This window comes from Acinetobacter sp. ANC_7512 (assembly GCF_056779935.1).
In genome coordinates this window covers 1-13,087 of sequence record NZ_JBWYIX010000018.1, presented here as the reverse complement: position 1 = coordinate 13,087, position 13,087 = coordinate 1, and the positions used below count along the sequence as shown (strand labels likewise).

Annotated in this window: 12 protein-coding genes; 8 read left to right on the top strand and 4 right to left on the bottom strand. The window is 38.8% G+C overall.

The genetic code is table 11. From position 1 onward, the window contains the following. Positions 1-14: 14 nt before the first annotated feature. Together AC1M9H_RS13880 and AC1M9H_RS13875 are read left to right on the top strand one after the other, a co-directional pair. Entirely contained in the window at positions 15-749 is a 735-nt protein-coding gene (locus AC1M9H_RS13880) for a DsbA family protein (RefSeq protein ID WP_481613616.1), read from the top strand. Positions 750-760: 11 nt separating this feature from the next. Next, positions 761-1,063, top strand: coding sequence for a monooxygenase (locus AC1M9H_RS13875; protein ID WP_481589586.1), 303 nt, complete (start codon positions 761-763; stop codon positions 1,061-1,063). A 47-nt stretch (positions 1,064-1,110) separates the two neighbouring features. On the opposite strand, the gene AC1M9H_RS13870 is transcribed toward AC1M9H_RS13875, so the two are convergent. Further along, complete coding sequence (locus AC1M9H_RS13870; protein ID WP_481613615.1) at positions 1,111-2,238, bottom strand: anhydro-N-acetylmuramic acid kinase; 1,128 nt, start codon at positions 2,236-2,238, stop codon at positions 1,111-1,113. A 63-nt stretch (positions 2,239-2,301) separates the two neighbouring features. Between AC1M9H_RS13870 and tyrS the strand changes: the two genes are divergently transcribed. The 3 genes from tyrS to AC1M9H_RS13855 all read left to right on the top strand — a co-directional run bounded on the left by tyrS (position 2,302) and on the right by AC1M9H_RS13855 (position 6,528). Continuing rightward, positions 2,302-3,534, top strand: coding sequence for a tyrosine--tRNA ligase (gene tyrS / locus AC1M9H_RS13865; RefSeq protein ID WP_171076798.1), 1,233 nt, complete (start codon positions 2,302-2,304; stop codon positions 3,532-3,534). A 151-nt stretch (positions 3,535-3,685) separates the two neighbouring features. Then, the gene (locus AC1M9H_RS13860) at positions 3,686-5,623 is read left to right on the top strand and encodes an ATP-binding cassette domain-containing protein (protein WP_481592403.1); all 1,938 of its coding nucleotides are present in this window, start codon (positions 3,686-3,688) and stop codon (positions 5,621-5,623) included. 182 nt (positions 5,624-5,805) lie between these two features. Beyond that, positions 5,806-6,528, top strand: a complete 723-nt coding sequence (locus tag AC1M9H_RS13855) for an SDR family oxidoreductase (RefSeq protein WP_481613614.1) — start codon at positions 5,806-5,808, stop codon at positions 6,526-6,528. 73 nt (positions 6,529-6,601) lie between these two features. Here AC1M9H_RS13855 and dnaK read toward each other — a convergent pair whose 3' ends face one another. Next, entirely contained in the window at positions 6,602-8,548 is a 1,947-nt protein-coding gene (gene dnaK, locus AC1M9H_RS13850; RefSeq protein ID WP_092768678.1) for a molecular chaperone DnaK, read from the bottom strand. A 118-nt stretch (positions 8,549-8,666) separates the two neighbouring features. After that, positions 8,667-9,239, bottom strand: coding sequence for a nucleotide exchange factor GrpE (gene grpE, locus AC1M9H_RS13845; RefSeq protein WP_257219952.1), 573 nt, complete (start codon positions 9,237-9,239; stop codon positions 8,667-8,669). Positions 9,240-9,946: 707 nt separating this feature from the next. Here grpE and AC1M9H_RS13840 point away from each other — a divergent pair. After that, complete coding sequence (locus tag AC1M9H_RS13840; RefSeq protein ID WP_035269475.1) at positions 9,947-10,198, top strand: hypothetical protein; 252 nt, start codon at positions 9,947-9,949, stop codon at positions 10,196-10,198. Positions 10,199-10,392: 194 nt separating this feature from the next. Here AC1M9H_RS13840 and AC1M9H_RS13835 read toward each other — a convergent pair whose 3' ends face one another. After that, positions 10,393-10,857, bottom strand: coding sequence for a hypothetical protein (locus tag AC1M9H_RS13835; protein ID WP_481613613.1), 465 nt, complete (start codon positions 10,855-10,857; stop codon positions 10,393-10,395). Between the two features lie 199 nt (positions 10,858-11,056). Here AC1M9H_RS13835 and AC1M9H_RS13830 point away from each other — a divergent pair, with 199 nt between their 5' ends. Further along, positions 11,057-12,127: an alpha/beta hydrolase gene (locus tag AC1M9H_RS13830; protein WP_481609323.1), complete on the top strand. Its 1,071-nt coding sequence runs from the start codon at positions 11,057-11,059 to the stop codon at positions 12,125-12,127. Between the two features lie 165 nt (positions 12,128-12,292). Further along, entirely contained in the window at positions 12,293-12,859 is a 567-nt protein-coding gene (locus tag AC1M9H_RS13825) for a peptidylprolyl isomerase (protein WP_481589581.1), read from the top strand. Positions 12,860-13,087 lie beyond the last annotated feature (228 nt).

The window sequence follows — 13,087 nt, the reverse complement described above, 5'->3', positions numbered from 1 at the left end:
TTGAGGACATAGCAATGACAATGAATTGTGATTTAGAAACTGGTACTTGTTCAGTAGCCGAATTGGAAAAAGGCCAAAATGCAGTGGTCAATGTAGCATCTGACCTCAGCCTGATTTATGTGGGTGACCCAATGTGCTCATGGTGTTGGGGAAGTTCAAATATCATTAAACAAGCGCGTGAATATGCAATTCAGCATGGTGTTGGCTTTCAAGTGATTAGCGGTGGTTTAAGACCTGGTGGAGGTGATGCTTGGACCGATACTTTCAAGAATTTTTTACGCACCGAATGGAAAAATATTCAGAGACTGACTAAACAACCTTTCACTGAAAAATTGTTAGAAAGAGCACATTTTAATTATGATACCGAGCCTTCAGCACGTGCTGTTTACGTTGCTCGACAACTTTGGCAAGACCATGATCATCATGATGAAAAACTTTTGGCATTTTTTTCAGCAATCCAATATAAATTTTATGTGGATGGTGAAGATCCGAACGAGCTTGAATATTATCGAAGTATATGTGAAACGTTTGAGCTGGATTTTGACGTATTCTCAAATTTGTTTGAATTACCTGAGACCCAAGCAGCGACCTATGAAGAGTTCAAGCTTAATCGAAGTTGGGGCATAAAAGGGTTCCCAAGTTTTGCGATACGTCATGGAGACAATGTCAAAATCATAGGCTCTGGTCATGTGGCATTGGAAAAATTAACACAAGCTATTGATGACTTAATCAAAGATGCGCGTATATAAGGAAAAGTTGAATGGCGATTATTCTACAAATTGATTTTCCCTATGATGGACCTTGGGGGCATGAAATGTTTGAAAGTTTCAAAACACTCGCGGATTCAATAGCAAATGAGAAAGGCTTGATTTGGAAAATTTGGACTGAAAATGAAGCGTCCAAAGAAGCAGGTGGAATTTACTTATTTGAAAGCCAAGCAGATGCAGAGGATTATCTAAATATGCATCTTCAGCGTTTAAGGGAAAATGGCTTTACTGAATGTAGACATCGAATTTTTGCTGTAAACTCGCCACTTTCAAAATTGAATTTTGCACCTGTTTAAGTAAATCGATGTATCAACTCAGGATAGTGGATACATCGATTCTTCATTTAAATCGCAGTGATCGTTCCTAAAACTCGATCTCCTTGAGCTCCTGTCACTTCAGGTAAATTACCAGCAAGTTGGTTTACAAATCGCATAGCCAACCACGCAAAAGCGGTCGCCTCCACCCAAATCGGTGCTAATCCCAAATCTGCTGTGGTTTGAACACTCCACTCATGTTTACGTAAACGCCAACGTAATTGTTCTAATAATTGTGAGTTGTATGCACCCCCCCCACAGACATAAACTTCACCTGTGTCCATAGGGGAACGATAAATGGCTTTTTTAATGGCACGTGTCGTAAGTTTCATCAGCGTTGCTTGAACATTTTCAGGCGTATCTTCAAGTTCATCGTATTCAACATCGCTACGCCAATCCGCAATTTGTTCATCCAACCATTCCAAATTAAAGTCTTCACGACCAGTACTTTTTGGCGGCTCTTTCGAGAAAAAGTCATGTGATTGCAAACGATCAAGCAAAGCACGAATAGGCGTACCATAAGCAGCCCAATTGCCATTTTCATCATAAGGCTGCCCTGTGTAACGTTCACACCAAGCATCCATCAAAATATTGGCTGGTCCAGTATCAAAACCATATACGCCTTTAGGATCACCCGCAGGTAACATACTGACATTGGCAATTCCACCGAGATTTAAGATCACACGGTGTATCGTCGGATGCTGAAATAAGGCTTGATGGAATGCTGGCACTAGAGGTGCACCTTGACCACCAGCAGCCATATCACGGCGTCTAAAATCTGATACCACAGGAATTTGAGTGATTTCAGTAATAATGTTGGGATCACCAATTTGAAGGGTAAATCCATGTTCGGGACGATGACGAATCGTTTGACCATGAGATCCAATGGCTTTTATTTGAGTTCTATCGAGATTATTTTCTTGTATAAGTTGATTGATTCCATGACCGATCATCTGTGCTAAAGCGACATCAGCTTTACCCATGCGGTCAATTTCATTATCGTCTGGCAAAGTAAGTGCCATCAGTTCATCACGTAAATCTGGATCAAAGGCTAATGTCAGCGTTGCATGGATCTGTAATGGATCAAAAGAAGCGGCTACAAAATCGACGCCGTCCATACTCGTGCCAGTCATTACACCAATGTAGATTGTGGTCATGATTATTCTTAAGCCTGCATTGTGCTGAAAAAGTGTTAGTATATCGCACAAATTGAACAACAGATGTATTTGGGTTTTGTGATGTCAAATTTCCTGCCTGCTGAAGAACAACTTGCCCTCATTCAACGAGGCACACATGAAATTATTTCAGAAGAAGATCTTCTGAAGAAATTAAAATTGAATCGTCCTTTGAAAATTAAGGCGGGTTTTGATCCTACAGCACCAGACTTACACTTAGGTCATACGGTATTAATTAACAAGCTTAAAGTGTTTCAAGACTTAGGTCATGAAGTATTCTTCTTGATTGGTGATTACACTGCGATGATTGGTGACCCAACAGGTAAAAGTGCAACTCGTCCACCATTGTCACGTGAGCAAGTCTTAGAAAACGCGAAAACCTATCAGGAACAAGTGTTCAAAATTCTTGATCCAAATAAAACTAAGGTGGTGTTTAACTCAGAATGGTTTGCTCAAAAAACTGCTGCTGACCTGATTCAATTGGCTTCACAGCAAACAGTTGCACGTATGCTTGAACGTGATGACTTTACTAAACGCTATAACAACCAACAGCCGATTGCGATTCACGAGTTTTTATATCCATTGGTGCAAGGCTATGACTCTATCGCGCTCGAGGCAGATGTTGAGTTAGGTGGTACGGATCAGACCTTTAACTTGTTGATGGGGCGTACTTTACAAGGTCGTTATAATCAAGAGCCACAAGTGTGTATCACTGTACCAATTCTTGAAGGTTTAGATGGCGTCAACAAAATGTCTAAATCTTTAGGTAACTACATTGGTGTATTTGATGCACCTGGTGCGATGTACCAAAAAGTACTTTCAATGCCAGACAGCTTAATTGAGCGATATTTCGAACTGCTGAGCTTCAAGTCAATGGAAGAGATCGAAGGCTTATTGAAAGAAATGGCTGAAGGTCGTAACCCTCAAGAAATTAAACGTATCTTAGCGCTCGAGTTAGTGGAGCGTTTCCATGGAAGCGAAGCTGCTGCGAATGCACATAAAGGTGCAGGGAATATCATCACAGAAGGTGAGCTTCCTGAAGGAACGCCAGAAGTGACGATTTCACGTGGTGAATTCGGTGGTGAAATGTTTATTGCTTCTATTGTTCGTGCAGCGGGCTTAACCAAAAATGCAGCGCAAGCCAAAGATGCTGTTTCACGTGGAGCCGTTAAAGTCGATTGGGAGGTGGTGGATGCATCATTCTCAATTAACGAAAATAAAACAGTGATTGTTCAAGCAGGTAAAAAGGCTATTGCTAAAGTCACTTTTACTGACTAAATCATAAAGTTTTGAATGATTCAAAAGCCATCCTAAGTGATGGCTTTTTTATGTCAAGAATGAAATGAAGATGAAAGATGGATTAATTTTTGGTTGTTCTGGTTGAAATCCATTAAAATGCGCCATCCAATACTTATTTGTTTGAATATCTATGATTCAGTTAGACCAACTTACCATTCGCCGCGGCGGTCGCATTTTATTTGAAAAAGCGTCTATGCAACTTCACCCTGGTTGGAAGATTGGTTTAACAGGTGTCAATGGTGCAGGAAAATCGACGTTGTTTTCAGCATTACTTGGAGGCATGGAATCAGATGGTGGCTCATTAACACGACCATCGGTTTGGACAGTGGCGCATATGGCGCAAGAGATTAAAGCGCTGGATATGAAAGCGATTGATTTCGTTCTATCCGGTGATGAAGAGTATTGGGATATCCAACACAAACTTGAGCATCCTGAGGGATTATCTGATCAAGATTTGGCAAATCTATATGGTCGTTTTGATGAAATTAGTGGCTACTCAGCGCCGTCTAAAGCATCACAACTGATGGCTGGGCTAGGCTTCTTTGAACATCAGTCAGAACTTAGTGTAAAAAGTTTCTCTGGTGGATGGCGTATGCGTTTAAATCTTGCACGTACTTTGATGAGTCGTTCAGATTTACTCTTACTTGATGAACCGACGAACCATTTAGATTTAGACGCTATTTTATGGTTAGAAGATTGGTTAAAAGCATATGAAGGCACATTGGTACTGATTTCGCATGACCGTGATTTCTTGGATGCCATTACCGACCATATTTTGCATATCGAAAACCAAGAATTAACGCTTTATACCGGCAACTATTCAACCTTTGAACGTACCCGAAGTGAACGTTTAGCTCAGCAACAACAAGCCTATGAGAAACAGCTCGAGCTACGTGCACATCTGCAAAAATATATTGATCGTTTTAAAGCTAAGGCAACCAAAGCGAAACAGGCACAAAGTCGTATTAAACAGCTCGAACGAATGCAAGAGCTTTCTGCTGCGCATGTCGATACGCCTTTTACCTTTAGCTTCCGTGAACCCACCAAAATGAGTTCTCCGTTGTTACAACTGGATAGTGCTGATATTGGTTATGGTGACAAACTGATTGTGACCAATGTGAAGCTACAAATCACACCAACCAGCCGTATCGGTTTACTGGGAATGAATGGTGCAGGTAAGTCCACATTAATTAAATCATTGGTGGGTGATTTACCTTTAATTCAAGGTCAACGCAAAGCATCCGAATTACTTAATATTGGTTATTTCGCCCAACATCAAATGGATGCATTAGATGGTAATGCGAGTCCAATGTTGCAGTTATCTCGTATTGCAGATAAAAAGATTAGTGAAGCGACTTTACGCGCCTTCTTAGGGAGTTTTGGTTTCTCTGGTGAGCGTATGGATACGCCGTGTGAAAGCTTCTCTGGGGGTGAGCGTGCACGTTTAGCATTGGCTTTGATTGTCTGGCAGCGTCCAAATGTTTTAATTTTAGATGAACCGACCAACCATTTAGACTTGGATATGCGTCACGCATTAACTATGGCACTACAAGATTTTGAAGGGGCAGTGGTGCTGGTGTCACATGAACGTCAATTGATTGCAAGTGTCTGTGATGAATTACTCCTAGTGCATAACGGTAAATGTCGTGAGTTTGAAGGTGATCTGGTCGCTTATGCAGACTGGTTACGTCAAGCACGTGCAGAGTTGATGAAGCAAGGGCAGCAAGCACCTGAGCCAGTAAAATCTCAAGTGATCGATAAGCCTGTAGTTTCTAAAGTAGATAAAGAAGCACAGCGTAAAGAAGCTGCGCGTCGCCGTGAAATGAGCCGCCCAATTCGTAAAAATATCGAAAAATTGGAAGCTGAGATTGCAAAGATTCAACCACGTTTAGTTCAAATTGAGGATGCTTTAGGGGATGCATCACTTTATGATGCGTCTCGGAAAGATGATCTTTTAAAATTGATGAATGAACAAACTGAGCTTAAAGGAAAATTAGCACAAGCAGAAGAAAAAATGCTTGAACTGATGATGGAACTTGAAGAGTTAGAAAGTTCGTTTGATGAGTAATTTGTGATAAAAAGCCCAATGTAGATTGGGCTTTTTTATTAAAATAGGCGTTATTTGGGTCATCGTCATAAAAACTGTCATTTTAATTTTTCTATTTTATTTGTGTTTTTAATTCAACTTGACCTCAAGCTAACTTGAGATTTGATCATAAGAAATCTAATAACAAAATTGGAAAAACGACAGTGCCATCATCAATCAATAAAACTTTTTTAATTCATGGCATCAGTTATGGTCTAGGAAAAGCGTTAGCTACTTTAGTTCCAAATGATGATGATTTAATCTATGGAATATCACGCTCAACCCTACAACTACCACGCCAGATTGAGTGGATTCAAACTGATTTAGCTTATCCTGTCCAAGCATGCAAGAAAATTAAAGACGTAATTGGAGATAAAGCATTAGATGTATTTATTTATAATGTAGGTGTTTGGGAGCAAGATGCTTTTACGCATGACTATGATTTTTCATCAATCTCAGCATTAGAAATTCAAACGATCATCAATACAAATATCACCAGTTGTATTTTATCTATACAATCCATTTTGGAAAATTTAAAGAAATCAGATCATGCCAAAGTGATCCTCATTGGTTCAACATGGGGTTTAGACAATCACAATGGAAAAGAAATAGTATTTTCAGCTACCAAATTTGCATTACGTGGAATTTCCCATGCCTTAAGAGAGTTGATACGAAAGGATCGAATAGGCGTTACGGTGTTAAATCTTGGATATTTAGCACCTGATTTTGATCTAGATACAACAATAGAATCTGTCCTAGAAGAAACAGACGAATCTTTAATTCCTGTGTCTGATGTAGTTGCTGCCGTTCATTTTGTGCTTAATACGTCTAGAGCATCTTGTGTGAAAGAAATTATGATGCCTGCAATGCAAGATACAAATATCTGATAATCATTTAAAAATTCAAAGATGTAAATAAAAAAACCGCGCTTTCGCGCGGTCTTTTATTTAAAGAGACAAATTATTTTTTGTCATCTTTCACTTCAGTGAACTCAGCATCTACAACGCCGTCGTCCGCTTTTTGTTGTTGACCAGCAGCATCACCTTGGAATGCATTTGGATCAAAACCTTGCGCACCACCTTGAGCACCCTGCGCAGCTTCATAAGCACGTTGAGTGATCGGCATGATGATGTTTTGAAGTGCTTCAGTTTTCGCTTTGATCGCGTCAACATCATTTTCTTTTGTTGCAGCTTCAAGTTCTGAAACAGCAGTTTCAACCGCAGTTTTTTCATCAGCAGTTACTTGTTCGCCAAGGTCTTTTACTGCTTTTTGAGCAGAAGAAACTAATGCATCAGCTTCGTTACGCGCTTTAGCAAGTTCTTCAAACTTACGGTCTTCTTCCGCATTCGCTTCAGCATCTTTGATCATTGCTTCAATTTCAGCATCGCTCAAACCTGAGTTTGCTTTAATTTGAATTGATTGCTCTTTACCAGTGCTCTTGTCTTTCGCAGATACTTTCAAGATACCATCAGCGTTGATGTCGAACGATACTTCAATTTGCGGCACGCCACGTGGAGCAGGTGGGATATCGCCCAATTGGAAGTTACCCAACAATTTGTTTTGTTGAGCCATTTTACGTTCACCTTGGTAAACCGAAATGTCTACTGCAGGCTGGTTATCAGCAGCTGTAGAGAACACTTGTGATTTTTTCGCAGGGATTGTTGTGTTTTTCTCGATGATTGGAGTTAACACGCCACCCATTGTTTCAATACCAAGTGTCAAAGGTGTTACGTCAAGTAATAGAACGTCGTTCTTATCACCTGAAAGTACAGCACCTTGGATCGCAGCACCCATTGCCACAGCTTCGTCAGGGTTCACGTCTTTACGTGGCTCTTTACCGAAGAACTCTTGTACTTTTTGTTGTACAAGTGGCATACGAGACTGACCACCAACCAAGATCACGTCAGAGATATCAGAAGTTGATAGACCTGCATCTTTAAGTGCAATCTTACATGGCTCGATTGTACGAGCAACTAAGTCAGCAACAAGACCTTCTAATTTCGCACGTGTTACGTTGATCACTAAGTGTTTAGGACCAGTCGCATCAGCCGTGATATATGGAAGGTTAATTTCAGTTGCATTAGAAGAAGACAATTCAATCTTCGCTTTCTCAGCAGCTTCTTTTAAACGTTGAAGTGCAAGAGGATCGTTCTTCAAGTTTACGTTTTGTTCTTTCTTGAACTCTTCAACCAAGAAGTCGATTAACGCGTTATCAAAGTCTTCACCACCAAGGAATGTGTCACCATTAGTAGACAACACTTCGATTTGTTGGTCGCCATCAAGGTCAGCGATTTCAATGATTGATACGTCGAAAGTACCACCACCTAAGTCGTAAACCGCGATTTTACGGTCGCCTTCTTTCTTGTCCATACCGAACGCAAGCGCTGCAGCTGTTGGTTCGTTGATGATACGTTTAACATCTAAACCAGCAATTTTACCAGCATCTTTCGTTGCTTGACGTTGAGCATCGTTGAAGTATGCAGGAACAGTAACTACCGCTTCAGTAACTGTTTCACCTAAGTAATCTTCCGCAGTTTTCTTCATTTTCTTAAGAACTTCTGCAGAGATTTGTTGTGGTGCTAGTTTCTTGTCGTTTACATCAACCCAAGCATCGCCATTGTCAGCTTTGATGATTTTGTAAGGTACAAGACCAATATCTTTTTGAACTGCTTGATCTTCGTAACGACGACCGATCAAACGTTTGATCGCAAATAATGTATTTTTCGGGTTTGTTACCGCTTGACGTTTAGCTGATTGACCAACAAGGATCTCGCCATCTTTATACGCAATAATAGACGGAGTTGTACGAGCGCCTTCAGCGTTGTCGATTACTTTAACTTTATCGCCTTCAAGTACTGCAACACATGAGTTTGTAGTACCTAAGTCAATACCAATAATTTTAGCCATTGATGTGTTCCTCGAAAATTTTGTTGTGATCTTTCACTTGTTATCCGATATGAGAGCCATTCATTATTTTTCAAGTTAAAAACTTAAAAAATTTTTACAAACTCCCGTATTTCTTGACTTATTGGCCTACCATGACCATTGCAGGACGAAGTAAACGGCCAGAAAGGGTGTAACCTTTTTGAAGTACCGTACCAATCTCACCCGCTTTTGCATCTGGAGCAATACCTACTGCTTGATGCAAATCAGCATTAAAACCATTTTCAGTGTCAACTGCCACAACACCAAATTTTTCTAATGTTGCTAATAATGACTTCAGTGTGAGTTCTACACCTTCTGATAAAGGAGTTTTTTCATCACCTGCAGCAGCAATTGCACGTTCAAGGTTGTCAACTGAATCCAATAATTCTTTTGCAAATTTCTCTAAAGCAAATTTTTTCGCAGTATCCGCTTCACGCTCTAAACGTTCTTTAGTTTTTTCTGCTTCATACTTCGCATTTGCAGCAACTGCTTTTTCATATTTTAAGTTTTCAGTCAGCGTTGCGATTTGCGCTTGAAGGTCTTCTACAGAAACTTCGACTTCAGCTTGTTGATTTTCAACTTGCTGTTCAGTTTGTTCCGTTTGAACGTCCTGAGTTTGTTCGTTTTGCTCATTTGCCATGGAAGATCTCCGCTTAAATGGGTTTTTAAACATGTACAGTCCTTTGGCATCAGTGTTAACTGCGTTAATCTGAACTGCCATGCGTGTGTAATTCATCAATACAAAGGTAATGTGGGCGACTATAAATAATTCAAGCTTAAACGATGTTTATTTCTACTAAATTCATCTTTAGAACAAGGAATGAAAATTTTTCGATTCATTTAGAGAAATCTAAAGTCTAGAATAAGACGAGGAGATGAACTGGAGAAAGATTATAAAAATATGATTTAGTGTATATTTTATATATAAAAAATATAGATTCAGATAAAACAAGTCTTTCCTTTTAAAGAATCAAATCTGTATTATCTTTAACCAGATACTAACGCTGTAGTTTCTATTTATTTTGTTTTTGCTTTTTAATAGCTCATCCAACCTCCTTGGATGAGTTTTTTTTTGCTTGTCGAGATCTGAGTAACAATGTTAAGCAACCGATATACCGTGTAGCCACACTGTGATTCAGTCACCTTCAAAAAGGGTTTATATCGCACCACATATTCACTAAAAAATAAATTAAATAAATGGCTTAGGAGATATATTCAACTATAAAAGTAGAATTGCATTTTCTTTACACTTTTTTCATAAGTTCAACCTGAAGTCATCGAAACTTGAACCAAGAACTGACGCATGAAATAAAAAAGTCAGGAATGATAAGCCTTCAAAGTTAACTCTGACTTTGAATGTTTCAAGTAAGGAATTAAACAATGAAAAAATTAGGTCTCATTTCCCTGGCATTTGCAGCTATTGGTTTTGCTACTGTAGGTTGTACTTCAAACCAATCTGCTGAAACTGCTCAAGCGACCACACAAACAGATGCTTCAATAGCGCAAGCGGCAACTACTGAAATGGATACCCAAAATGGTGTGGCTGTACAAGCTGACCCAAGTGTAGAGTCTGCTGAACCGATTCAAGCTGTCCCAGCTGAAGGTGCAGAAGCCCCTCAAGTTGTTGAGTAAAATGCAATGAAATTTAATTCATTTAAACTGCTTATAATGGATTAAATTTTATGAAAAAGCAGAGAGTAGAGAGTAAATAGGATGCCTTTACTGTCTATTTTTAGAATCACAGCACTTAAAAAAACCTAACATTCAAATGTGAATGTTAGGTTTGTGAGGTAACTTTAAATCAATTGTCTTGAGTCCAAGAAAGCTTAACGATCTCGGCGATCGTGTTGACGTTCCTGTTCTCGCTTCTTGCGATCCTGTTCTAAGCGCTTACGTTGTTCTTCAATCGCTTTTTTACGATTATCTTGATTCCAACGATTACGTTCAGCTTGACGTTGTTTTAGAATTTCCTTTTGACGTTGTTCAATCTGTTTACGACGATCATGCTCAGCACGTTCTTTATTACGTCGATCTGCTAATTCACGTTGTTGGCGTTGACGTTCATATTCACGTTTGCGCTTTTCTTGTTCAAGGCGCTGTTGATGTAAACGTTGTGCGCGTTCTCTCTCCCAACGTTGACGGTCATAGTTGCGATCATAATCACGATCATAATCACGATCATAACGATGGTCATAATTACCATTATAATAAGGGCCATCGTCAGGGAAGGCCACACAACCGACTGCAAGAACTGCTGTGGCCAATGACATTATCATTACTTTTATTGCCATAGCTTTCACCTTTATATGTTGAATCAGGACAACCAAAAAATTCCTGATGTTGGATTAAATAGTCAATGACAAGACTGCTATAGTCAGATTAGCGTAAATGGAATTGAAGTTTGTATATTGATCAGTAGACTTAGTTAACAAAATAGTCATGAAATGGCTGATCGTGTAGAAATTATGAAGAATACGGATTTTTAAAAGGATCGGAATCGTGAATCAAAAAATACAACAATTACTTGAAAATGGTCAGGGTTCTGCAGGACGTGCATTAGATCGACTCCCAAAGATCGTTCAAGAATCTCTAGTGAAGTTACTTGGCTATCCCTATGACTATCCTCAACTCGATAGTTTTACAAAATGCTTGATGGCTGCACAGTTGAAACAAGGAAAATCAGGCTTTATTGGCGCTGATATTGATAAATCAAGAAAAGAATTTGAAAATCAAATCCAATCCATCACACATAAATCATCTCATGTTCAATATGTAGAAGATATTCGTCTTCCTTTACAAAGTGGTACTGTATTTGCCAGACATTATCATCCTGCTCCGAATAAAAAACTACCAATGATTGTATTTTATCATGGTGGTGGGTTTGTTGTCGGAAGTGTGAATACACATGATGAAGCGTGCCGAATCATTGCGAATTATGCAAAAGCACAAGTAATCAGTATTGATTATCCTTTAGCACCAGAAGTTTCTCCACAATCATTGATTCAATCATGTGAAGATGCATTGGCATGGGTATATCAAAATCGCCGTCACTTTAAAATCTTAAAAAACCGTATTGCTGTAGCAGGAGATAGTGCTGGCGGTAATATTAGTGCTGTCGTTGCTCAACGTGCATTGAATGCTAGTTATGCGCCTCAAGCTCAATTTTTAATATATCCTGCGGTGGATTTCAAAAGTCGTCATCCATCATTCTTTGCGTATAAAGATGGTTTAGTATTAACCAACAGCGATATTGACTATGTGACAGAATACTACGCGACAAGACATAAAGTTGCTTTGGATAATCCACTAATCTCCCCAACATACGGCAATCTAAAAAAATTGGCACCAGCTTATGTTGTTACAGCGGGACATGATGTATTGCATGATGAAGGCAAAATTTACGCCCACAAATTACGTCAAAATGGCACTAAAGTGTTGTATCAAGATTTTGAAGATCAAACACACGGATTTATTAATCTAACGCTAATCTCAGGGCGTTCTAAAAAATTGTTGATTGAAATGAGTAAAGAGTTTAGAAGATTTTGGGATAAAAATAGTTAATAGATCCTTACTTTCAAATCCTGAGATTTAAACGAAACTCAGGATTTTTTCTTTATATAGAGTAATCGAATAAAAATACTTTGATGCTTAACAAAAAACTGAATCTTTTCTGGCGATTGATTCATGAATAATAGATAAGATAAAACATCAATAAGAGGATAGCGTATGTTAAAAAAAATGATGTTAGGTGCTTCTGTTGCGGCGATGAGTACTTTGTCTTTGGCAGCAAATACGCATATGCAAATCAAAACATCAGCAGGAGATATCGAAATCGAGTTGTTTAATGATAAAGCTCCGATTTCAGTAAAGAACTTTGAAACTTATGCGAAAGCTAATTTTTATAACGGCACAATCTTCCATCGGGTTATTCCAGGGTTCATGATCCAAGGTGGAGGATTAGATGTATCGATGAAAGAAAAAGCGAATCGACCTCCAATCAAGAACGAGTCTTATAATGGCTTAAAGAATAACCGTGGCACTTTAGCCATGGCACGTACAAACCAGCCTGATTCAGCAACAAGCCAATTTTTTATCAATATTGCGGATAATGATTTTCTAAATAAAGCGCCAATGAATCCTGGTTATGCTGTGTTTGGTCAGGTAACTAAAGGCATGGATGTTGTCGATAAAATTGCAAAAGTGCCTACTGGTAGATTTGGTATGCATCAAGATGTGCCAAAAAATCCTATTAAAATTTTAAGTGTGAATATAAAACCTTCAAAAGCGAAATAGTGATTAAAAAAAGAAGCAGAAATATTAAATTAATATTTTTGCTTCAATATTATAGGGTTAAGTGTAAATGTGATTATTAATGAATCATAATGGTGCATAAAAATAGAACACTCAATAAAACATGGGGTTAAAAGCACTTGCAATGATTTCGAAATGCTCTAGAATGCACCCCATACCGACGAGATACACGGAAACGAGCGAAGCAGGTTGCTGAGTTGTTAAGTGTTT

What these genes read in the sequence shown, in the direction of transcription:
- AC1M9H_RS13880 (WP_481613616.1), top strand. Translation starts at nt 15, where the DNA reads ATGACAATGAATTGTGATTTAGAAACTGGTACTTGTTCAGTAGCCGAA.
- AC1M9H_RS13875 (WP_481589586.1), top strand. Translation starts at nt 761, where the DNA reads ATGGCGATTATTCTACAAATTGATTTTCCCTATGATGGACCTTGGGGG.
- AC1M9H_RS13870 (WP_481613615.1), bottom strand. Translation starts at nt 2,238, where the DNA reads ATGACCACAATCTACATTGGTGTAATGACTGGCACGAGTATGGACGGC.
- tyrS (WP_171076798.1), top strand. Translation starts at nt 2,302, where the DNA reads ATGTATTTGGGTTTTGTGATGTCAAATTTCCTGCCTGCTGAAGAACAA.
- AC1M9H_RS13860 (WP_481592403.1), top strand. Translation starts at nt 3,686, where the DNA reads ATGATTCAGTTAGACCAACTTACCATTCGCCGCGGCGGTCGCATTTTA.
- dnaK (WP_092768678.1), bottom strand. Translation starts at nt 8,548, where the DNA reads ATGGCTAAAATTATTGGTATTGACTTAGGTACTACAAACTCATGTGTT.
- grpE (WP_257219952.1), bottom strand. Translation starts at nt 9,239, where the DNA reads ATGTTTAAAAACCCATTTAAGCGGAGATCTTCCATGGCAAATGAGCAA.
- AC1M9H_RS13840 (WP_035269475.1), top strand. Translation starts at nt 9,947, where the DNA reads ATGAAAAAATTAGGTCTCATTTCCCTGGCATTTGCAGCTATTGGTTTT.
- AC1M9H_RS13835 (WP_481613613.1), bottom strand. Translation starts at nt 10,857, where the DNA reads ATGGCAATAAAAGTAATGATAATGTCATTGGCCACAGCAGTTCTTGCA.
- AC1M9H_RS13825 (WP_481589581.1), top strand. Translation starts at nt 12,293, where the DNA reads ATGTTAAAAAAAATGATGTTAGGTGCTTCTGTTGCGGCGATGAGTACT.